The sequence below is a fragment of the Leifsonia tongyongensis genome (assembly GCF_010686705.1).
Classification (GTDB): domain Bacteria; phylum Actinomycetota; class Actinomycetes; order Actinomycetales; family Microbacteriaceae; genus Diaminobutyricibacter; species Diaminobutyricibacter tongyongensis.
Window position 1 is genome coordinate 425944 of the sequence record NZ_JAAGWY010000002.1, and the last position, 21992, is coordinate 447935.

Annotated in this window: 18 protein-coding genes; 6 read left to right on the forward strand and 12 right to left on the reverse strand. The window is 67.5% G+C overall.

Going from position 1 to position 21992, the window contains the following annotated elements; all coding sequences use genetic code 11:
- Positions 1-85: 85 nt before the first annotated feature.
- From tkt to pgl, 6 genes are read left to right on the forward strand one after another with little or no spacing between them, the layout of a single operon-like run.
- On the forward strand, positions 86-2179 hold the full coding sequence (gene tkt / locus G3T36_RS10020; protein ID WP_163289650.1) for a transketolase: 2094 nt from the start codon (positions 86-88) through the stop codon (positions 2177-2179).
- 39 nt (positions 2180-2218) lie between these two features.
- Positions 2219-3331: a transaldolase gene (gene tal / locus G3T36_RS10025; protein ID WP_163289651.1), complete on the forward strand. Its 1113-nt coding sequence runs from the start codon at positions 2219-2221 to the stop codon at positions 3329-3331.
- Positions 3328-4938 (forward strand): glucose-6-phosphate isomerase, encoded by a 1611-nt coding sequence (locus G3T36_RS10030; RefSeq protein ID WP_163289652.1) that lies wholly within the window; start codon positions 3328-3330, stop codon positions 4936-4938. Before tal ends, G3T36_RS10030 begins: the two co-directional genes overlap by 4 nt.
- Before the next feature lie 26 nt (positions 4939-4964).
- Positions 4965-6506 carry a glucose-6-phosphate dehydrogenase gene (gene zwf, locus G3T36_RS10035; protein WP_163289653.1) on the forward strand — a complete coding sequence of 514 codons (1542 nt, stop codon included), beginning with the start codon at positions 4965-4967 and terminating at the stop codon, positions 6504-6506.
- On the forward strand, positions 6503-7474 hold the full coding sequence (locus G3T36_RS10040; RefSeq protein ID WP_163289654.1) for a glucose-6-phosphate dehydrogenase assembly protein OpcA: 972 nt from the start codon (positions 6503-6505) through the stop codon (positions 7472-7474). The genes zwf and G3T36_RS10040 overlap by 4 nt, the downstream gene beginning before the upstream one ends.
- Complete coding sequence (gene pgl, locus G3T36_RS10045) at positions 7471-8241, forward strand: 6-phosphogluconolactonase (RefSeq protein WP_163289655.1); 771 nt, start codon at positions 7471-7473, stop codon at positions 8239-8241. The genes G3T36_RS10040 and pgl overlap by 4 nt, the downstream gene beginning before the upstream one ends.
- Positions 8242-8393: 152 nt before the next feature.
- On the opposite strand, the gene G3T36_RS10050 is transcribed toward pgl, so the two are convergent.
- The 12 genes from G3T36_RS10050 to G3T36_RS10105 all read right to left on the reverse strand — a co-directional run bounded on the left by G3T36_RS10050 (position 8394) and on the right by G3T36_RS10105 (position 21928).
- Positions 8394-8762 carry an RNA polymerase-binding protein RbpA gene (locus G3T36_RS10050; protein ID WP_163289656.1) on the reverse strand — a complete coding sequence of 123 codons (369 nt, stop codon included), beginning with the start codon at positions 8760-8762 and terminating at the stop codon, positions 8394-8396.
- A 36-nt stretch (positions 8763-8798) separates the two neighbouring features.
- Positions 8799-9050, reverse strand: a complete 252-nt coding sequence (gene secG, locus G3T36_RS10055; RefSeq protein ID WP_163289657.1) for a preprotein translocase subunit SecG — start codon at positions 9048-9050, stop codon at positions 8799-8801.
- A 68-nt stretch (positions 9051-9118) separates the two neighbouring features.
- On the reverse strand, positions 9119-9922 hold the full coding sequence (gene tpiA / locus G3T36_RS10060) for a triose-phosphate isomerase (RefSeq protein WP_163289658.1): 804 nt from the start codon (positions 9920-9922) through the stop codon (positions 9119-9121).
- On the reverse strand, positions 9910-11127 hold the full coding sequence (locus G3T36_RS10065) for a phosphoglycerate kinase (protein WP_163289659.1): 1218 nt from the start codon (positions 11125-11127) through the stop codon (positions 9910-9912). The genes tpiA and G3T36_RS10065 overlap by 13 nt, the downstream gene beginning before the upstream one ends.
- 15 nt (positions 11128-11142) lie before the next feature.
- Positions 11143-12150, reverse strand: coding sequence for a type I glyceraldehyde-3-phosphate dehydrogenase (gene gap / locus G3T36_RS10070; protein ID WP_163289660.1), 1008 nt, complete (start codon positions 12148-12150; stop codon positions 11143-11145).
- A gap of 101 nt (positions 12151-12251) precedes the next feature.
- Positions 12252-12878 carry a superoxide dismutase gene (locus G3T36_RS10075; RefSeq protein WP_163289661.1) on the reverse strand — a complete coding sequence of 209 codons (627 nt, stop codon included), beginning with the start codon at positions 12876-12878 and terminating at the stop codon, positions 12252-12254.
- Positions 12879-13014: 136 nt separating this feature from the next.
- The gene (gene whiA, locus G3T36_RS10080; RefSeq protein WP_163289662.1) at positions 13015-13995 is read right to left on the reverse strand and encodes a DNA-binding protein WhiA; all 981 of its coding nucleotides are present in this window, start codon (positions 13993-13995) and stop codon (positions 13015-13017) included.
- 85 nt (positions 13996-14080) lie between these two features.
- Positions 14081-14956 (reverse strand): RNase adapter RapZ, encoded by an 876-nt coding sequence (gene rapZ / locus G3T36_RS10085; RefSeq protein ID WP_163289663.1) that lies wholly within the window; start codon positions 14954-14956, stop codon positions 14081-14083.
- Positions 14957-14993: 37 nt separating this feature from the next.
- The gene (uvrC, locus tag G3T36_RS10090; RefSeq protein WP_163289664.1) at positions 14994-17003 is read right to left on the reverse strand and encodes an excinuclease ABC subunit UvrC; all 2010 of its coding nucleotides are present in this window, start codon (positions 17001-17003) and stop codon (positions 14994-14996) included.
- Positions 17004-17012: 9 nt separating this feature from the next.
- Positions 17013-19898, reverse strand: a complete 2886-nt coding sequence (uvrA, locus tag G3T36_RS10095; RefSeq protein WP_163289665.1) for an excinuclease ABC subunit UvrA — start codon at positions 19896-19898, stop codon at positions 17013-17015.
- A 198-nt stretch (positions 19899-20096) separates the two neighbouring features.
- Entirely contained in the window at positions 20097-20663 is a 567-nt protein-coding gene (locus tag G3T36_RS10100; protein ID WP_163289666.1) for a hypothetical protein, read from the reverse strand.
- Entirely contained in the window at positions 20660-21928 is a 1269-nt protein-coding gene (locus G3T36_RS10105) for a DUF58 domain-containing protein (protein ID WP_240148428.1), read from the reverse strand. The genes G3T36_RS10100 and G3T36_RS10105 overlap by 4 nt, the downstream gene beginning before the upstream one ends.
- Positions 21929-21992 lie beyond the last annotated feature (64 nt).

Here is a 21992-nt window from a genome sequence, read left to right on the forward strand (position 1 = left end):
TGCCGATGACGTCCACGGCGCGCACTACCTCAACCGGTGCGGGACATGACGGCCCGTCACCCTCTCTACGAAGGGTCAGTTTCACGTGGCAGCTCTGCAATGGGATCCCATTGACAACAAGGCAGTAGACACCGCTCGGGTTCTTGCAGCGGACGCGGTTGAGAAAGTCGGCAACGGGCATCCCGGAACTGCCATGAGCCTCGCCCCTGCCGCGTACCTGCTCTTCCAGAAGGTGATGAGGCGCGACCCGCAGGACCACCACTGGCTGGGGCGCGACCGGTTCATCCTCTCTGCCGGCCACAGCTCGCTGACCCAGTACATCCAGCTCTACTTCGCCGGCGACGGCCTGAAGCTGACCGATCTCGAGGCGCTGCGCACGTGGGGTTCGCTTACGCCCGGCCACCCGGAGTACGGGCACACCGACGGTGTGGAGATCACGACCGGCCCCCTCGGCCAGGGCATCTCGTCTGCCGTGGGCTTCGCCTACGCAAGCCGCTTCGAGCGCGGACTCTTCGACCCCGACGCCGAGCCGGGCACGAGCCCGTTCGACCACTTCGTCTATGTGATCGCCGGCGACGGCGACCTCCAGGAGGGCGTGAGCAGCGAGGCGTCCTCGCTCGCCGGCCACCAGGAGCTCGGCAACCTCATTGCGATTTATGACAGCAACCAGATCTCGATCGAGGACGACACCAACATCGCTTTCACCGAGGATGTCAAGGCGCGTTATGAGGCGTACCACTGGCACGTGCAGGTCGTCGACTGGAAGAAGTCCGGCGTCTACAGCGAAGACGTGGTCGCGCTGCACGATGCGATCGTCAAGGCGCAGGGCGTCACGGACAAGCCGTCCCTGATCATCCTCAAGACCATCATCGGCTGGCCGAGCCCGAAGAAGCAGAACACGGGCAAGATCCACGGGTCGGCGCTGGGCGCCGACGAGCTGGCCGCCGTCAAGGAGGTTCTCGGCTTCGACCCCGCCAAGACCTTCGACGTCCCCGCCGAGGTCATCGAGCACACGCGAAAGGCCATCGACCGCGGTCTCGCGGCGCACGCCGAATGGGATGTCGCCTTCACAGCCTGGGCGGAGGCGAACCCGGAGCGCAAAGAGCTGCTCGAGCGGCTCCTCACGGGTGAACTGCCCGAGGGCGTCGACGCGGCCCTTCCTGCGTTCGAGCCGGGCAAGGACATCTCGACCCGCGCAGCGAGCGGCAAGGTCATCAACGCGATCGCGCCGCTGATGCCCGAGCTGTGGGGCGGCTCCGCCGACCTCGCCGAGTCGAACAACACGACCATCGAAGGCGCTGCGTCGTTCGTGCCCTCCGAGCACTCGACGCACGAGTGGACCGGCAACCCCTACGGACGGGTGCTCCACTTCGGCATCCGCGAGCACGCGATGGCTGCGATCATCAACGGCATCGTGCTGCACGGCCCGACGCGTGCTTTCGGCGGCACGTTCCTCATCTTCAGCGACTACATGCGCCCGGCGGTCCGCCTGTCCGCGCTCATGCGGGTCCCGTCGATCTTCGTCTGGACGCACGACTCGGTGGCACTCGGCGAAGACGGGCCGACCCACCAGCCGATCGAGCAGCTCTCGACGCTCCGCGCGATCCCCCACCTCGACGTCGTGCGCCCGGGCGACGCGAACGAGGTCGCCTGGGCCTGGAAGACCATCCTCGAGCGCCGCAAGGGCCCGGCGGGCATCGCGCTGACCCGCCAGAACATCCCGGTGTTCGCCCGCGGCGACGGCGACGCGGCCGGCGACACCTTCGCCTCGGCCGAGAACGTCGCCAAGGGCGCGTACGTGCTGGCAGAAGCGCCGGGCGGAACGCCGGACGTGATCTTCATCGCCACCGGTTCCGAGGTGCAGATCGCGGTGGATGCGCGTGAGAAGCTGCGCGCAGACGGCATCAACGCACGTGTGGTCTCCGCGCCCTGCCTCGAATGGTTCGAGGAGCAGAGCGACGAGTACCGCGCATCCGTGCTCCCGGCAGCGGTGAAGGCGCGTGTCTCGATCGAAGCGGGCCTCGACCTCACCTGGCGCAAGTACGTCGGCGACCACGGCCGCAGCGTGTCGATCGAGCACTTCGGTGCATCCGCCGACTACAAGACCCTGTTCCGCGAGTTCGGCATGACGACCGAGCATGCCGTCGCGGCAGCAAAGGAATCGCTCGCGTCCCTCTGAGACCGAGCCAGGAACGTCAAGCCAAAGGGAAGAGAAGACATGACAGACGCAACACCCACCGCCCAGCTCTCCGAAGCCGGAGTCAGCATCTGGCTCGACGACCTCTCCCGTGAGCGCATCCGATCGGGCGGGCTGCAGAAGCTGATCGACGACAAGAACGTCGTCGGCGTCACCACGAACCCCACGATCTTCGCCACCGCGCTGTCCAAGGGCGCGGCCTACGACGACCAGGTGCGCGAACTGGCGAAAGCCGGCGCAGACGTCGTCGACGCCGTCTTCGAGATCACGACGAACGACGTGGCCGACGCGAGTGACATCTTCCACGCGACCTTCGAGGCCACGCACGGCCTCGACGGCCGGGTGTCGATCGAGGTCGAGCCTGGGCTCGCACACGACGCCGCCGGGACGGTCGCCGAGGCGAAGAAGCTGGCAGCCAAGGTCGACAAGCCCAACGTCCTCATCAAGATCCCGGCGACGGTCGAAGGCCTCGAAGCCATCACGGAGACCATCGCCGCGGGTATCAGCGTCAATGTCACGCTGATCTTCAGCCTCGAGCGCTACCGCCAGGTCATCGACGCGTACCTGACCGGACTCGAGAAGGCCGCCGCTGCGGGGATCGACCTGTCGGGCATCCAGTCGGTCGCTTCGTTCTTCGTGTCGCGCGTCGACACCGAGATCGACAAGCGCCTGGTGGCCATCGGCACGGACGAGGCGCTCGCACTCAAGAGCAAAGCCGGCGTGGCCAACGCGCAGCTCGCGTACCAGGCGTTCGAGGAGGCCTTCGCCACCGACCGTGCCAAGGCGCTGCTGGCCGCCGGTGCGAACCTGCAGCGCCCGCTGTGGGCCTCGACCGGGGTCAAGGACCCGAGCCTTCCTGACACGCTCTACGTGACGCAGCTGGTCGCGCCCGGCGTCGTCAACACGATGCCGGAGAAGACCCTCGACGCGACCTTCGACCACGGGGTCATCACCGGTGACACGGTGACAGGCTCGTATGCGGCAGCCGCCGACGTGCTGGCGGCGATCGACGCGCTCGGCATCTCGTACGACGAGGTCACCGAACTGCTCGAACGCGAAGGCGTCGACAAGTTCATCGTCTCCTGGAACGAACTCCTCGACACCGTCAGCGCCGCGCTCGAGGCAGCGAAATGAGCTTCAAGGTCCACGTCTCGGGAGCAGCTGAGCAGGCCGTCAAGGCCGCTCTCCCCCAGCTCGTGGCCGACCTCGTCGCTTCCGGCATCACCGCCCAGGATGCGGCGCTGTGGGGTCCGGATGCGGAGGCCGAGGCGTCCAAGCGCCTCGGCTGGACCGAGTCGGTCGCCATCTCGCGCCCGCTGGTGCCCGAGATCGTCGCGCTGCGCGACGAACTCCGTGCCAAGGGCGTCGACCGCATCGTGCTCGGCGGGATGGGCGGGTCGTCGCTCGCTCCCGAGGTCATCGCCCAGACGGCAGCCGTCGAGCTGACCATCCTCGACTCGACCGCTCCCGGCCAGGTGCTCGCCGCCCTCGGCGACCGGCTCGAGTCGACGGCTCTCGTCGTGTCGAGCAAGTCGGGCTCCACGCTCGAGACCGACAGCCAGCGTCGCGTCTTCGAGAAGGCGTTCCGTGATGCGGGCATCGACCCGCGCGAGCGGATCATCGTGGTGACCGATCCGGGCTCGCCGCTCGACGCCTCGGCGCGCGAGGCGGGCTACCGGGTCTTCAATGCCGACCCGAACGTCGGCGGCCGCTACTCGGCGCTCACCGCTTTCGGGCTGGTTCCGTCGGGCCTCGCGGGCGTCGACATCGAGGAGCTGCTCGAAGAGGCCGAGACGATCTCGCTCGAACTGGCGATCGACGATCCGACGAACCCGGGGCTGATCCTCGCCGCGGCGATCGCCGGCGGCAACCCGCTCAAGGACAAGCTCGCGCTCGTCTCCGACGGCACCCACATCGTCGGACTGCCGGACTGGGCGGAGCAGTTGATCGCCGAGTCCACGGGCAAGCAGGGCACGGGCATCCTTCCGGTCGTCCTCGACAAGCTCGCGCCGGAGCTGTCGGCGAATCTCCCCGACCTCCAGGTGGTCCGGCTCGTCGACAACGCCGACGCACGCCACCTGTTCCCGGCCGACCGGCACCACGGCGAGATCCTCGTCTCGGGAAGCCTGGGCGCCCAGTTCCTCGTGTGGGAGTATGCGACCGCGATCATCGGCCGGCTCCTCGGCATCAATCCGTTCGACCAGCCCGACGTCGAGTCGGCGAAGATCGCAACGCGTGGCCTGCTCGACAACCGGCCCGAGGCGACCGCTCCGGCCTTCGTCGCCGACGGTATCGAGGTGCGTGGCACCGCCGCCGTCGTCGCGGGAGCCGGAACGCTGTCGGGAGCCGTGGATGCACTGCTCGCGCAGCTCGGACCCGACGGCTACGTCTCCATCCAGGCCTACGTCGACCGCATCGCGCTGCCCCAGCTCGCCGGCCTCCGCGACCTTCTCGCCGGCAAGGCGGGCAGGCCGGTCACCTTCGGCTGGGGGCCGCGGTTCCTCCATTCGACCGGACAGTTCCACAAGGGTGGACCGGCCGTCGGCGTCTTCCTGCAGATCACGGAGAACGCGCCGGAAGACCTCGCCATCCCGGACCGGCCGTTCACCTTCGGGCAGCTGATCCAGGCGCAGGCGAACGGCGACGCGAGCGTGCTCGCCGACCACGGACGCCCGGTCCTCACCCTCAACCTCACCGACCCGGAGGCGAACCTCGTGCCTCTCTTCGACGCGGTCAACTAGGCGCATCAACCGAATCAAGGAGTTCAATGTCCCCGGTGGAGATCACCCCGGAGTTCAACCCGCTGCGCGTGCCGTACGACAAGCGACTCAATCGCATCGCCGGCCCGAGCAGCCTCATCATCTTCGGTGTGACGGGTGACCTCTCCCGCAAGAAGCTGATGCCGGCGGTCTACGACCTCGCCAACCGCGGTCTCCTCCCGCCCGGATTCTCCCTCGTCGGCTTCGCCCGCCGCGACTGGGAGGACCAGGACTTCGAGAAGGTCGTCTACGACGCGGTCAAGCAGTACTCGCGGACACCGTTCCAGGACGACGTCTGGCAGCAGCTCGCGCAGGGCATCCGCTTCGTGTCCGGCGAGTTCGACGACGAGGCGTCGTTCGAGCGGCTCCGGGAGACGGTCGAGAAGCTCGACGTCGAACGCGGCACGATGGGCAACCACGCGTTCTACCTGTCGATCCCGCCGAAAGCGTTCCCCCTCGTCACGGAGCAGCTCAGCAGGTCCGGACTGGCGAAGCAGGAGCCGGGGCACTGGCGGCGCGTCGTGATCGAGAAACCGTTCGGAAGCGACCTCAAGTCGGCCCGCGAGCTGAACAAGGTGGTGGAGTCCGTCTTCCCTCCCGACTCGGTCTTCCGCATCGACCACTACCTCGGCAAAGAGACCGTCCAGAACATCCTGGCCCTGCGCTTCGCCAATGAGTTGTACGAGCCGATCTGGAACGCGAACTACGTCGACCACGTGCAGATCACGATGGCCGAGGACATCGGCGTGGGCGGCCGCGCCGGATACTACGACGGGATCGGCGCCGCGCGAGACGTCATCCAGAACCACCTCCTCCAGCTCCTGGCGCTGACCGCGATGGAGGAGCCCATCTCCTTCGACGCGGCCGACCTCCGCGCCGAGAAGGAGAAGATCCTGGCAGCCGTGCGGCTGCCGGACGACCTGAGCACGGCCACCGCCCGCGGACAGTACTCGGGCGGTTGGCAGGGCGGGGAGAAGGTCGTCGGCTTCCTCGAAGAAGACGGCATGAACCCGCACTCGACCACCGAGACCTACGCGGCGATGAAGCTCGGCATCGGAACCCGGCGCTGGGCCGGGGTTCCGTTCTATCTCCGGGCGGGCAAGCGCCTGGGCCGGCGGGTGACCGAGATCGCCGTCGTCTTCAAGCGGGCGCCGCAGCAGTTGTTCGCCGAGAGCCAGACCACCGCGCTCGGACAGAACGCGCTCGTCATCCGGGTCCAGCCCGACGAAGGCGTGACGATCCGCTTCGGATCCAAGGTTCCCGGCGCCGGGATGCAGGTGCGTGACGTCAGCATGGACTTCGGTTACGGTCACGCGTTCACCGAGGCGAGCCCGGAAGCATACGAGCGGCTCATCCTCGATGTGCTCCTGGGCGACCCGCCCCTCTTCCCGCGTCACGAAGAGGTCGAACTCTCCTGGAAGATCCTCGACCCGATCGAAGAGTACTGGGCGACACTGGGCCAGCCCGAACAGTACCGCCCCGGAACGTGGGGCCCGAGCTCCGCCGACGAGCTGCTCGCTCGCGACGGCCGAACCTGGAGGCGCCCATGATCGTCGATCTCCCCGCAACCACGACGAGCAAGGTCTCGAAAGCGCTCGTCAAGATTCGCGAAGAGGGCGGCGCGGTCGCCCTCGGCCGCGTCCTCACTCTCGTGATCGCAACCCATCTGGGTCAGGAGGAGGAAGCGATCGAGGCGGCGAACGACGCCTCGCGCGAGCATCCGATGCGTGTCATCGTCGTCTCGACGGAAGACCCCAACCATGGGGCGCCGACCCTGTCGGAAGGCCGGCTCGACGCACAGATCCGGGTCGGCGGCGACGCAGGCGCGAGCGAGGTCATCGTGCTGCGCGCCTACGGAGAGACCGCCAGCGACGAGGAGGGCCTGGTCACCGGGCTGCTCCTGCCGGACGCTCCTGTGGTGGCCTGGTGGCCCGGAGCCGCACCGGAAGTGGCCTCCGCATCACCGCTCGGCCGCATCGCGACCCGGCGCATCACCGACGCGTCGGCACAGCCCGACCCGCACGAAGCACTCCGTCACCTCTCCAGAACGTATAAGCCGGGCGACACGGACTTCGCCTGGACGCGCCTGACGCTCTGGCGGGCACAGCTCGCCGCGGTGCTCGACCAGCCGCCGTACGAGGCCGTCGAGAGCGTCGAGGTCGCGGGCGCGGCCGACTCCCCCTCGACCGTGCTGCTCGCTGCATGGCTCTGCCTTCAACTGCAGGTGCCGGTGCAGCACGACCTCACATCGCGCGCGACCGGATCGAGCGGCATCCACGGTGTGCGCCTCGGTCGCGCCTCCGGAGTCATCGAACTCGAACGTGAGATCCCCGACGTGGCCCGCCTCTCGGAGCCCGGTCAGCCCACCCACGATCTTTCGCTGCCACGCCGCAACCTGCGCGACTGCCTGGCCGAGGAACTGCGTAGGCTGGACCCCGACGATCTGTACGGCGAGGTGATCACCAAGGGCCTCGAAGAGCTTGAGGCCGCCGACGAAGGAGTGGGCGCGAAGCGATGACGAACGAACGACGTGTGCTGGTCCACCCCGACAAACAGGCCCTCACCGGTTCGGTCGCCGCGCGTTTCCTCACGAAGACGGTCGACATCATCGACGACCTCGGGGGTGCCAACATCGTCCTGACGGGGGGAACGGTCGGGATCGGCGTGCTCCAGGCCGTCAATGACTCGCCCGCCCGCGACAGCGTCGACTGGTCGAAAGTCCACTTCTGGTGGGGCGACGAGCGCTGGGTGCCGAAAGGCGACGCCGACCGCAACGAACTGGCGGCGCGGCAGGCTCTGCTCGACAACATCGCGGTACCGCCAGGGAACGTGCACCCGTTCGCTGCGTCCGACGAACTCGACGACCTGGATGCCGCCGCGGTGGCCTACGCCGACGAGCTCGCGGCATACGCGGCCGACGGTGCACGATACCCGCGCTTCGACATCACGTTCCTCGGCGTCGGGCCTGACGGTCACATCGCCTCGCTCTTCCCCGACCGTGCGGGCATCCGCGAAACCGACGCGACAGTCGTCGCCGTGCGCGACTCCCCCAAACCGCCGCCCGAGAGGCTCAGCCTCACGCGTCCGGTGCTGAACTCGTCGGATCGCATCTGGCTGGTGCTCGCAGGCGACGACAAAGCGTCCGCGCTCGGCCTCGCGCTTGCGGGTGCGAGCTACACGGAAGTACCGGTGGCCGGCGCCAAAGGCCGCAAGCGCACCGTGTTCTTCGTCGACCAGGACGCGGCCGCCCAGGTGCCGGCGAACCTCATCGCGCCGTCCTATTGATTTAGCGCGCCGGTCCCCTGCCCGGCACGCCGTGGCATGCTGCGGCCGCGCGCGAGCGCCCTACGCATGCTGCCCCAGATGTTTTTGGACGGAGTCCAAGAACACAGAAAGCCCCCGCCCGGATGTGTCCGGCGGGGGCTTTCTCGTGAGACCTAGTTGGTTGCGCTGAGCTTGCCGCGGCGCGCACGAAGCTGCGTCAGGGCGTCCTCGAGGAGCTGCTCAGCCTCGTCCTCGGTGCGACGCTCCTTCACATAGGCGAGGTGCGTCTTGTACGGCTCGAGCTTGGCGACCGACGGCGGGTTGTCCTTGTCGCGGCCGGCAGGCAGGCCCGACGACGGCGAGTCGATGATCTCAGGAATCTCGTCCTCAGGCAGGTTCGCGGCGAAATGCCGCACCGTCTCGTTGCCGAGGGCGTCCCAGTACGACACGGAGATACGCTCTGCGTGGTAGCCGCGGTCCTGCTCCCCCATCGGACCGGCGCCGACGCGCGAGCCCCGAATTGCGCTTCCACCGGATGCCATTGTTCCTCCTCTGGCCCGAAGGCCGATGTGCTGTGGTCAGGCGCCAGTATCGAACTTGGTGATCAGTCCGAGTACGACGATGCAGGTGATCCAGATCAAGCCCAGGATCACCGTAATGCGATTGAGGTTGCGTTCGGCAACTCCGGATGCTCCGAGGTTGGACGTGACGCCACCCCCGAACATGTCCGACAGGCCGCCCCCACGACCTTTGTGCAGAAGGATGAGCAGGGTCAGCAGGAGGCTGGTGATGCCCAGAAGCACCTGCAGGACGACCTGGAGAATTTGCACGAGAAACCTTTCGGGGAACGACCGGGCTCAGCGCCCGGGAAGACCACAGACCAGTATAACCGCAGCCGTCACAGGCCGACGTGCTTCTGATATCGCACGATGGCCGCGAACTCGTCGACGTCGAGGCTTGCGCCGCCCACCAGGGCCCCGTCGACGTTGGGTTCGCGCATGAAGCTGGCGATGTTGCCGGACTTGACCGAGCCTCCGTAGAGGATGCGCGTCTTGGCGGCGACGTCTTCACCGAGCACATCCACGAGCACGGCGCGGAGCGCCGCGGCGACCTGCTCCGCCTGCTCCGGCGTCGCCGCCTGACCCGATCCGATGGCCCAGACGGGCTCGTACGCCACCACGATGTCTGCGGCCGTGGACACGTGCGCCAGGGCCGCGCGGAGCTGTGTGACCGGAATCGCGCTTGGCCCGTGCTGCTCGAGGTCTTCGGCCGTCTCGCCGACACAGATGATCGGCGACAGGTTCTGCGCCAGGGCGGCTGCAACCTTCGCGGCGACCTGTTCGTCCGTCTCCGCGTGCAGGGTGCGGCGTTCCGAGTGCCCGATGATGACGTAACGGCACTCCAGCTTCGACAGGAAGACCGCGGAGATCTCGCCGGTGTACGCGCCCGACTCGTGCTCGGAGACGTCCTGCGCACCGAACGCGAGAGGAAGCTTGTCCGCCGAGACGAGCGTCTGCACGCTGCGCAGGTCGGTGAAGGGCGGGAAGACCGCGACCTCCACGGTGTTGAAGTCGTGACCGGCGTCCTTCAGCGTCCACGCGAGCTTCTGCACGAACGCGATCGCCTGAAGGTGATCGAGATTCATCTTCCAGTTGCCGGCGATCAGCGGCGTGCGCCGCACCGACGAGCTCACTGCTGCCATCCGAGGACCTCCAGGCCGGGCAGGTGCTTGCCCTCGAGGAATTCGAGGCTCGCCCCACCACCGGTAGAAATGTGACCGAACTGGTCATCGCTGAAACCGAGTGCGCGCACGGCGGCCGCTGAGTCGCCGCCGCCCACCACACTGAGCCCGCCAACCTCGGTGAGCGCCTGGGCGATCGCCTTCGTGCCCGCCGCGAACGGTGCGAGCTCGAAGACGCCCATCGGTCCGTTCCAGAAGACGGTGCGGCCGGCGCGGATGTACTCCGCGAAGAGCTCGGAGGTCTCCGGGCCGATGTCGAGACCGAGTCCGGCATGGCCCCACTCGGTGTCCTCGATGGCGTCGATCGGGCGAACGACATGGTCGGCGTCGGCGCTGAACGCCGAAGCGACGACGACGTCACGCGGGAGCACGATCGCGACCCCCAGCTGCTCCGCCTGCTCGAGGTAGCCCCTGACCGTCTCGAGCTGGTCGGCCTCGAGAAGGCTGGAGCCGACCTTGTGGCCCTGCGCTGCGAGGAAGGTGAACAGCATCCCTCCACCGATGAGCAGCGAGTTCACACGTGGAAGCAGGTGGCCGATCACGCCGAGCTTGTCGGAGACCTTCGAACCGCCCAGCACGACGACGTACGGCCGCTCAGGGCTCTCCGTGAGGCGGTCGAGCACATCGAGCTCGGTGGCGATCAGCTGACCCGCCGCGCTCGGGAGGAGCTTCGCCAGCTCGTACACGCTCGCCTGCTTGCGGTGGACGACTCCGAAGCCGTCGCTCACGAACGCATCGCCGAACTCGGCCAGGCGCGAGGCGAACGCTTCGCGCTCGGCATCGTCTTTGCTCGCCTCCCCCGGATTGAACCGGAGGTTCTCGAGGAGGGCGACGTCGCCGTCCTCCAGGCCGTTCACGGCCGCTTGTGCCCCGCCGCCGACCGTGTCGCGCGCGAATGTCACGGGCTTGCCCAGAAGCTCGCAGAGACGCTGAGCGACGGGGGCGAGGCTGTACCGGGAATCCGGTGCACCCTCCGGGCGGCCGAGGTGAGAGATCACGACGACCTTGGCGCCCTGGTTGATCAGGGCGTTCAGCGTGGGAATCGACGCTCGCACACGGCCGTCGTCCGTGACCTGGCCGTCCTTGAGGGGAACGTTCAGATCACAGCGGACGATGACGCGCTTGCCGGCGAGCGAACCGAGTGAATCCAATGTGCGAAGCGTCACGTCGGTTCCCTTGCGTTAGAGGCGCTCTGCGACGTACTCGGTGAGGTCGACCAGGCGGTTCGAGTAACCCCACTCGTTGTCGTACCAGGATGCCACCTTGACCTGCGTGCCGATGACCTTGGTCAGACCTGCGTCGAAGATCGACGAGTGCGGGTCGCTGACGATGTCGGTCGACACGATCGGGTCCTCTGTGTACTTCAGGATTCCCTTGAGCGGGCCCTCCGAAGCAGCCTTGTACGCCGCGTTGATCTCGGCGACGGTGACCGGGCGCGACACCTCGACCGTGAGGTCGGTGATGGAACCGGTGATCACGGGAACGCGCAGGGCGTAGCCGTCGAGCTTGCCGACGAGAGCCGGGATGACCAGGCCGAGGGCCTTCGCGGCGCCCGTCGAGGTCGGGATGATGTTCGCTGCTGCGGCGCGGGCACGGCGGAGGTCGCTGTGCGGGCCGTCCTGCAGGTTCTGGTCGGCCGTGTAGGCGTGGACCGTGGTCATGAGGCCGCGCTCGATGCCGAAGTTGTCGAGCATCACCTTGGCGAGCGGTGCGAGGCAGTTCGTGGTGCACGAGGCGTTCGAGATGATGTCGTTGACCGCGCTGTCGTAGGTCTCCTCGTTGACGCCGAGGACGATGGTGGCGACGTCGTCGCCGGTGGCCGGTGCGGAGACGATGACCTTCTTGGCTCCGCCTGCGATGTGCTTGCGGGCATCCTCGGACTTCGTGAAGCGGCCGGTCGACTCGATGACGATGTCGACGCCCAGCTCGGCCCACGGGAGGTTGGCGGGGTCGCGCTCTTCGAGAACGATGATCGGCTTGCCGTTGACGACGATCTTGTCGCCCTCGAGCTCGACGGTCGCGTCGAGACGGCCGGTGATCGAGTCGTACTTCAGAAGGTGCGCCAGGGCCTTGTTGTCGGTGAGGTCGTTGACCGCGACGATCTCGAGGTCGCTGCCCTTGGCCAGCGCGGCGCGGAAGAAGTTACGACCAATGCGACCGAACCCGTTGATTCCGATCTTTACGGACACAAATGTCTCCTGTTACTCACGAGCGCCGAGCGGCGCGGATATGGGGGTTGAAATGCGGACGGCGGCGTCCCGGGCGGTGGCCACCCGGGACACCCTTCCCGCTACGACAGTAGCAGCAGCCCTGACGTCTTTTCGCGTGCTGCCCGGAAGCGCAGGTCCACATCCGCCCAGTTGGTGATGTTCCAGAAAGCCTTGACGTAGTCGGCCTTGACGTTGACGTAGTCGAGGTAGAAGGCGTGCTCCCACATGTCGAGGAGCAGCAGCGGGATGGTCGCGGCCGCCAGGTTGCCCTGGTGGTCGTAGAGCTGCTCGATGATCAGCTTCTGGCCCAGGGAATCCCAGGCGAGGATCGACCAGCCGGACCCCTGGATCCCGAGCGCGGAGGCGGTGAAATGCGCGCGGAACTTGTCGTAGGAGCCGAAGAACTCGTCGATCGCGGCACCCAGCTCGCCACCCGGCTTGTCGCCGCCGTCCGGTGAGAGGTTGTTCCAGAACACCGTGTGGTTGACGTGACCGGCCAGGTTGAACGCGAGGTCCTTCTGGAGTTTGTTCACGTAGGTGAGGTCGTCAGCGTCGCGTGCCTCGGCGAGCTTGGCGAGGGCGGTATTGGCACCGTCGACGTACGCCTTGTGATGCTTGTCGTGGTGCAGCTCCATGATCCGACCGCTGATGTTCGGTTCAAGTGCCGAATAGTCGTACGGAAGGTCTGCGAGCGTGTAGTCAGCCATTACTCATCTCCTCATATCGTTGCCGACCGCGATCCATTCGCGGCGGCTTTCGAGCGACTTTTCCAGTCTAGTGAGGAGGAGCCGTGGCTGAACGCGCACCTTTCACCCTTGAGAAGCCCCGGTGATCGTGCCTGACTCAGACGTCGTCGAGATCGGCGGGGAGGTTGGCCTCCGTGCCCGGGATGCCCAGGTCGACAGCGCGCTTGTCGGCCATCGCGAGCAGGCGGCGGATGCGGCCGGCGACGGCATCCTTCGTCATGGGCGGGTCGGCGTGGTGGCCGAGCTCGTCGAGGCTGGAGTCGCGGAAATTGAGGCGGAGCTCGCCGGCGTAGCGCAGGTGGTCGGGAACGTCGTCGCCGAGGATCTCGAGTGCTCGTTCTACGCGCGCGCACGCGGCGACAGCGGCCTGCGCCGAACGCCGCAGGTTGGCGTCGTCGAAGTTCACCAGGCGGTTGGCGGTCGCCCGCACCTCGCGGCGCTGGCGGAGCTGCTCCCAGCTCTGCACCGTGCCGGTGGCGCCCATGTGCACGAGCATGGCGCTGATCGCGTCGCCGTCGCGGATGACGACGCGATGAACCCCACGCACCTCGCGGGCCTTCGCCGCGATCCCGAGGCGCCCCGCGGCGCCGACGAGCGCCATCGCGGATTCGTTTCCGGGGCAGGTCACTTCGAGCGCTGCCGAACGACCGGGATCGGTGAGCGAGCCGTGGGCGAGGAACGCGCCACGCCAGACGGCGGCGAGCTCTTCGCGCGACCCGGTGGTGAGCCGGTTCGGCAGCCCGCGGATGGGTCGGCGGCGCGCATCCAGGAGTCCGGTCTGGCGCGCAAGGGTTTCGCCGCCGTCGAGGACGCGGACGAGGTACTGGCTGGTGCGGCGCAGCCCTGACGCCGAGATGACCGAGACCTCGCTGCGGACGCCGTAGAGCTCGGCGAGGTCTTTGCGCACGCGTCGTGCGAGCTCGGGGGTGTCGAGTTCGCTTTCCACGGCGATGCGCCCGGAGATCAGGTGCAGACCACCGGAGAACCGGAGGATGGTCGCCAGTTCTGCCGCGCGGACCGTGGTCTTGCTGACCTCGACCTTCGAGAGTTCATCTTTGACGTCGGCGGTGAGAGCCAATCGTTGTCCTATCTTTCGCGTCGATCGCGTGAGCGAGCGAGTATGTCTGTCTTCCGGTCGTCAGACCGAGCTTGTCGTGCCGGATTCATTCACGGCCGAGGTCACGATGTTTCGCACTCACGGCGACCCCCGGGAGGGTCTGCAGGCGTGTGACCAGCTCTTCGGCGATCGCCACGGAACGGTGCTTCCCCCCCGTGCAGCCTACCGCGATCGTGGCGTGCCGTTTGTTCTCACGCTGGTAGCCGGCGAGCACGGGGGTCAGCGCGGCCACATAGGCATCGATGAATTCGCGTGCACCCGGCTGGCCGAGGACGTAGTCGCGCACCTCGTCATCCTGCCCGGTCAGCGGCCTGAGAGCAGGGATCCAGAACGGGTTCGGAAGGAACCGTGCATCGGAGACCAGATCGGCGTCGGCCGGGAGCCCGTACTTGAAGCCGAAGCTCATGACGGTCACCTGGACGCCGGCGGTGTCCTCCGCTGCGAAGGTCTCGGTGATGCTGGTGGCGAGCTGATGGATGTTCAGGTCGGAGGTGTCGACGATCATGTCCGCCGACTCGCGGATCTCACGCAGGCGGGTGCGCTCGGCGGTGATGCCGTCGAGGATCGTCCCGCCGCCCTGCAGCGGATGCGGCCGCCGAACGGCTTCGAAGCGCCTCACGAGGGCCGCATCCGTGGCCTCCAGGAAGAGCACACGCACCTTGGTTCCGTCGCGGAGACTCTGCACCATGTCCTGCAGGTCGGCGAAGAAGTTGCGGCCGCGGACGTCGACCACCGCGGCGATGCGCGGAAGGGTGGAGCCTGCACGGCTCGCCAGCTCGATGAGCGGTCGGAGCATCTGCGGAGGCAGATTGTCGACGACATACCAGTCGAGATCTTCGAGCGCGTTCGCCACCGTTGATCGGCCGGCGCCAGACATTCCTGTGACGATCAGCACTTCCTGCTGTTCGTTCTCGGTGGTCATGGGCGTCGCGCCTCCGCTCGGTCGGTGTGGCTCCAGCCTATCGAGTGCCGAGGCGATCATGGATGGCCCCAGCTAGGGAGGGTCCGATGCCTTTCACCTCTGCGATCTGCTCCGGCGAGGCCTTCTTCAGTTGGGCGACCGAGCCGAAATGCTTGAGGAGTTCTTTGACCCGCGAGGGTCCGAGCCCGGGGATCTCGCCCAGCACCGAGCCGATGTCGCGCTTGCGCCGGGAACGCTGGTACGTGATCGCGAAGCGGTGCGCTTCGTCGCGGATGCGCTGGATCAGGAACAGTGCATCGCTGTTCCTGGGGAGGATGACCGGGTAGTCGGAGTCCGGCAGCCAGATCTCCTCGAGACGCTTGGCGATGCCGGCGAGCTGGATGCCCTGCACTCCCGATTCTTCGAGAGCCCGGGCCGCCGCCGCGACCTGGGGCTGCCCGCCGTCGACGATGAGCAGGTTGGGCGGGTACGAGAACCGGGCGCGACGCTTCTCGGCCGCGGCAGCGAGCTCGTCTTCGAGCGGGTCGCGGTCGACGGCCTCATCGCCGGGCGCCGTGTCGCCGAGTGCGTTGGGGTCGAGCTCGTCGAGGACCGGTTCGTCGCCTTCTGATGCGTCGTCCTCGCCGCCCGGTCGGAGATACGCGAGGCGCCGGGTGATGACCTGGTAGATCGACTCGGTGTCATCGGTCGACTCGGGGATGCTGAACCGGCGGTACTGGTCTTTGCGCGGCAGCCCGTCCTCGAACACGACCATCGAGGCGACGATGTTCGTGCCGCTGAGGTGGGAGACGTCGTAACACTCCATCCGGAGCGGCGCTTCGTCCATGCCGAGCGCATCCCGGATGTCGCCCAGCGCCTTCGAACGTGCGACGAAATCCGAACTGCGCCGTGTCTTGTACAGGATGAGCGCGTTCTTCGCGTTCATCTCGACCGTGTGCGCAAGGGCGGCCTTGTCGCCGCGCTGGGCGACCCGGATGCCGACCCGTCCCGTGAGCGGACCGCGCGACGACGCAGGGTCGCCGTTCTCCTGCCGCCGGGCGGTCAGCCAGAGTTCGAGCTCGGCCGCGTCCTCCGGGAGTTCGGGAACGAGGATCTCGCGCGGCGGTGTCGAGTCGCCTTCGTAGGCGTTCTGGAGCACGATCTCGACGAGCTCGCCGAGATCCACATCCAGTTCTTTGTCGACCACCCAGCTGCGCACACCTCGGATGCGGCCGCCGCGGACGATGAACTGCTGCACGGCTGCTGCGAGCTCGTCGTGGGCGATGCCGAAGATGTCGGCGTCGACGTTCTCGGGCAGCACGATGGCGCTCTTCGACATCGCCGCTTCCAGTGCCTGGATGGCGTCCCGGTGCCGTGCAGCGGATTCGTAGTCCTGGGTGCTCGCAGCCGCCTTCATCCGGTGCGTGAGGTCGCGGATGTACCGGGTGTCGTTGCCGGCCATGAACGAGACGAAGTCCTCCGCGATCTCGCGATGCTCGTCCTTGGTCACCCGGCCCACGCACGGTGCGGCGCACTTGCCGATGTCGCCGAGCAGGCAGGGGCGCCCCGTGATCTCCGCACGGCGGTAGACGCCGTCCGAGCAGCTCCTCATCGGGAAGGCTTTGAGCATCAGGTCGACCGTGTCGCGGATCGCCCAGACCTTCGTGTACGGGCCGAAGTAGCGGGCATCCTTGATGTTGCGGTTGCGTGTGACGGTGACCCGCGGTACGTCTTCACCGAGTGTGACGGCGAGGTACGGGTAGGTCTTGTCGTCGCGGAACTGCACGTTGAACGGCGGGTTGAACTCTTTGATCCAGGTGTACTCGAGCTGGAGCGCCTCGAACTCGGTCGCGACGACCGTCCACTCGACCGACGATGCCGACGTGACCATCTTCCGCGTGCGATCGTGCAGGTTGTGAAGGGGGGCGAAATAGTTGCTCAGGCGAGCGCGCAGGTTCTTCGCTTTTCCGACGTAGAGCACCCGGCGGTTCGCATCCCGGAACCGGTAGACGCCCGGCTGCGTCGGTATCTCCCCGGCCTTGGGCCGGTAGCTGACGGTATCGGCCACGGCGGTAGCCTACGCGGCGCCTTTGGCGCGCTCGCTCGCCGGGAGGATCTCTTTGAGGAAGACACCCGTGTGGCTGCCCGGCGTCTCGGCGACCTGTTCCGGTGTTCCCGTCGCGATGACCCGACCGCCTCCCGCACCGCCCTCCGGCCCCAGGTCGATGACCCAGTCGGCGGACTTGATCACGTCGAGGTTGTGCTCGATCACGATCACGGTGTTTCCCTTGTCGAGCAGTCCGTTGAGCACGAGCAGGAGCTTGCGCACGTCTTCGAAGTGGAGGCCCGTCGTCGGCTCGTCGAGCACATACACGCTTCGGCCGTTCGACCGGCGCTGCAGCTCGGTCGCCAGCTTCACGCGCTGCGCCTCGCCTCCGGAGAGTGTCGTCGCGCTCTGACCGAGCCGCACGTAGCCCAGCCCGACATCGACGAGCGTCTGCAGGTAGCGGTGGATCGCCGAGATCGGACGGAAGAACTCCGCGGCCTCGGTGATCGGCATGTCGAGGACCTCGGCGATGTTCTTGCCCTTGTAGTGCACCGACAGGGTGTCGCGGTTGTAGCGCGCTCCCCCGCAGACCTCGCACGCGACGTACACGTCGGGCAGGAAGTTCATCTCGATCTTGATCGTCCCGTCGCCTGAGCACGCCTCGCAGCGGCCGCCCTTGACGTTGAACGAGAACCGGCCGGGAAGGTAGCCCCGGGCCTTCGCCTCCAGCGTCTCGGAGAAGAGAGTGCGGATGCGGTCGAACACTCCGGTGTACGTGGCGGGGTTCGAGCGCGGCGTGCGCCCGATCGGCGCCTGGTCGACGTGGATGACTTTGTCGAGATTGTCGAGCCCGGTGACCTTGCCGTGTCTGCCCGGCAGCTTGCGGGCGCCGTTGAGCCGGTTGGCGAGCACGCGATACAGGATGTCGTTCACGAGCGATGACTTGCCCGACCCGCTCACGCCGGTGACCGCGATGAAGGTGCCGAGCGGGAACTCGACCGTGACCTTCTTGAGGTTGTTCGCCTCGGCGCCGACGACGGTGATCATTCGGTCGGGGTCGACGGGGCGACGGATCGCCGGTGTCTCGATCTCCCGACGACCGGCCAGGTAGTCGCCGGTCAGCGATCGCGTGTTCGCGAGGAGTTCGTCGTACGACCCGGAGTGGACCACATGGCCGCCGTTGACGCCGGCGCCCGGCCCGATGTCGACGATCCAGTCCGCCGTGCGGATGGTGTCCTCGTCGTGCTCGACGACGATCAGCGTGTTGCCGAGGTCGCGGAGTGCCACCAGAGTCTCGATGAGTCGGCGGTTGTCCCGCTGGTGCAGGCCGATGCTCGGCTCGTCGAGCACGTAGAGCACACCGGTGAGGCCCGACCCGATCTGCGTCGCGAGGCGGATGCGCTGCGCCTCGCCGCCCGAGAGCGTCGCCGCCGCCCGCGACAGGTTCAGGTAGTTGAGGCCCACCTGGATGAGGAAGTCGAGCCGGACCTGGATCTCGCGCAGCACCTGGGCTGCGATCTTGGTCTCCCGATCGGTGAGGTGCAGCTTGTCCATGAACGCGCGAGCGTCGGTGAGGCTCAGCTCGGACGCGTCCGCGATGCTCGCTCCGTGGATGAGGACGGCCAGGACCTCCGGCTTGAGCCGCTTGCCGTCGCATACCGGGCACGGCACCTCGCGCAGGTACTCCGCCCACCGTGCGCGCTGCGTGTCGGTGTCGGCCTGGATGTACTGCCGTTCGATGTAGGGGACGACGCCCTCGAAACCCGAGGTGTAGCTCATCTCGCGGCCGTACCGGTTCTTCCACCGGACTTTGACCTCGAAGTTGTCTCCGCGCATGACAGCGTTGCGGACCTCTTCGCTCAGGTCGCGCCACGGCGTTGTGAGGGAGAACCCGAGGTCACGGGCCAGACCGTCGAGCAGTTTCTCGTAGTAGTTGAAGAGCCCTTTGCCCTGCGTGGTCCACGGGACGATGACGCCCTCGGAGATGCTCAGGTCGTCGTCGGCCAGGAGCAGGGCCTCGTCGACGGACATGCGGGTTCCGAGTCCGGAGCACTCGGGGCATGCACCGAACGGAGCGTTGAACGAGAACGTACGTGGTTCGATCTCGGTGAGCTGGATGGGGTGCCCGTTCGGGCACGACAGCTTCTCGCTGAACGATCGCCACGCCCCAGGCCCTTCGAGGTCGACGAAGTTGACCTGGACGAGCCCGTCGGTGAGCCGGAGTGCCGTCTCGAGCGAGTCCGTCAGCCGGCTGAGGATGTCGGGGCCGGCGACAAGTCGGTCGACGACGACCGAGATGTCGTGCTTGTACTGCTTCTTCAGAGTGGGCGGATCGCTCAGCTGGATCTGCTCGCCGTCGACCAGTGCACGTGAATAGCCGCCGGCGGCCAGCTCTTTGAACAGGTCGACGAACTCGCCCTTCTTCTGCGAGACGACGGGGCTGAGGATCTGGTACCGCGTACCGGGTTCGAGCTCCATGAGCTGGTCGGCGATCTGCTGCACGGTCTGCCGCTGGATCGGCTCACCGCACACGGGACAGTGCGGGACGCCGATGCGCGCCCACAGCAGCCTCATGTAGTCGTAGATCTCGGTGATCGTTCCGACCGTCGACCGCGGGTTGCGGTTGGTGGACTTCTGGTCGATGGAGACCGCGGGGCTGAGCCCCTCGATGAAGTCGACATCGGGCCGATCGACCTGCCCGAGGAACTGACGCGCATAGGCCGACAGCGACTCGACATAGCGTCGCTGGCCCTCGGCGAAGATCGTGTCGAAGGCCAGTGACGACTTGCCTGAGCCGGACAACCCGGTGAAGACGACGAGCGAATCCCTCGGGATCTCGAGGTCGACATTGTGCAGGTTGTGCACTCGTGCACCCCGCACACTGAGGTGCGATCCGGTCACCTGGTTGATACTCACTCGATCAATTCTCCGCTATTCGTGCGACGTGGCGATCCACGTTCGCTCTCGGCGACAGTCGCCCCGACCGCGCGGTGCGCCCCCACCCCGGTTGTCCGAGTACACCGCAGTCGAACATATCTTCGATTGTAGCGCTCCCCTGTCGCGCTGTGCGCCCCTACGCGGCGAGTCTAAGCCACCCCTCCGACATCGGAGCGATCAGGGTCGCCGCTCCCGCAGAAGCGGTCCGAGGAGGATGAACGCCAGCGCCGCGAGTGCGCCCGCCGCGACGACAGCGATGGCCGGGAGCGCAGCGCTCGGCGCTGTCGCGGAGGCCAGCCAGAGTGTCGCCGCGATGAGCAGCTGAGTGGGCACCTGGATCGCGGCATAGCGGACGGCGGACGGCGCGAGTGCACGGAACTGGACCCTCGACAGCGGTGGCGCCACGAGCATCCACGAGGCGAGCACGTGCTCTGCGTGCACGCCCGCCACCAGGACGTACGGGTGCCAGTCGAGCGGCTCGGGCTGGCGCGTGAGCACGGTTCCGGCGAGCACCACGAGCATCACCCAGGCCGTCATCCAGCGCGGCACGGCGACGGCTGCGGCGGCGAGCAGGATGACGACACCGCTCCAGAACGCCGACGTCCCCTCGGCGACCCCCAGGCTCACCGCCACGAGGAGGAAGACGGCCCGCAGCGCCCAGCCGGGGAGGTGCGCGCCGATGACCGGGGCTCCGGTTGCAAGGTGGGCCGCACCCGGTTCGAGCGTGGTCGGTTCCGAGGTCATCGGACACCTCGCGGCCGGCTCAGGATCCGCAGCACCGCTTCGCGATCCGGATGGTCGGCGGAGCGCTCCCAGCGGACCACGTCGATCCCCGCCGCTCGCAGACGATGAAGCCGCTCGTCGCGCTCCATCGTCACGATCCGGAAGGCGACGAGTTCGCGTCTGACCAGTCCGGTGGTCACCGGGTTCGGAAGCGCGTCGACACCGATGACGCGGTGCCCGGATGCCCGCCAGAGCAGTGCGAGATGCGCGGCCTCGTCATCGAGGAACGTCGAGAAGACGATGATCTCCGCACCGGGGACGACCTGCGGCGCGCGCACCCGGTCAGATGCGTAGCCCGACGGACGCGTGCGCGCGATGGCGTCCAGGAGCCGGTAGAGGTGCCGCGCTCCTCCTCCGGGCCGGAGCGCGCGGGTCTGGGTCGCGAGGTCGTGGAAGCCGACGCGGTCGCCCGACCGGATGTAGCCGGCGGCAAGAGAGCTCGCCCCCTCACGGGCGAGATCCAGGGAGCTGACCCCCCTGTTGCGCGGTGCGCCGCTGCTCCATTCCGACACTCCGTCGGTCACGTCGTCCCTGCTGTCGAGGACGATCAGGATGGCCGCATCCGAGGTCGCCGTCGTGCGACGCACGTACAGCTCCCCCGGCGCCTGCGCACGCCGCGCCGTAGCCCGCCAGTCGATGCGCCGCAGGCGGTCGCCACTCGTGAAACGGTCGATGTCGCGGAATTCGCCGCCCGCGCCCGGACGGGACGAATCATGAGGTCCGGTCAGTCCGGTCAGCCGCTCAGGCAGCGGAAGACTCCGCGGCGCCGTGTACGGCGGTTCGACGACCCGTTCGGTGAAGAGCGGCAGCGTCGGGTCCGACAGGAAGGCCGCATCCGCTCCGATCAGCCGGTACCGCGTCTCCACGAACCGCTGCGGACCGGAGTGCAGGACCGGGATGGTGCCCCGGAGCGCGGCGGCCGTCGCCGGCGCGACGAGGTAGTCCCGCTCGCGCGCACCGAGGGTTCTCAGCCGCACATGTACGGCGTCCAGGCCGTTTCCCGCCGTGATCCCGATCGTGTAGTCGAGGGACGTGCGTTCGCGGCCGCGCTTCGTCGCGGAGGTGAACCTCGATGGTGTCCGGGACGGCGGTCGCCTGTCCCAGGCGAGCGCTGCCGCAACGGCGAGCGGAAGGCCGACCAGGGCGAGTTCGACGTTCGCGACGGCCAGGGCCATCCCGAGGCAGATCAGGGCGACGACGATGCCGCCGGACACCGCCGCGCTCATCGACCATCCGTGGCTGGACACGCTCGTGGGGGGTGCAGGTGGCGCAGGTCCCTGCTCGGGAGTC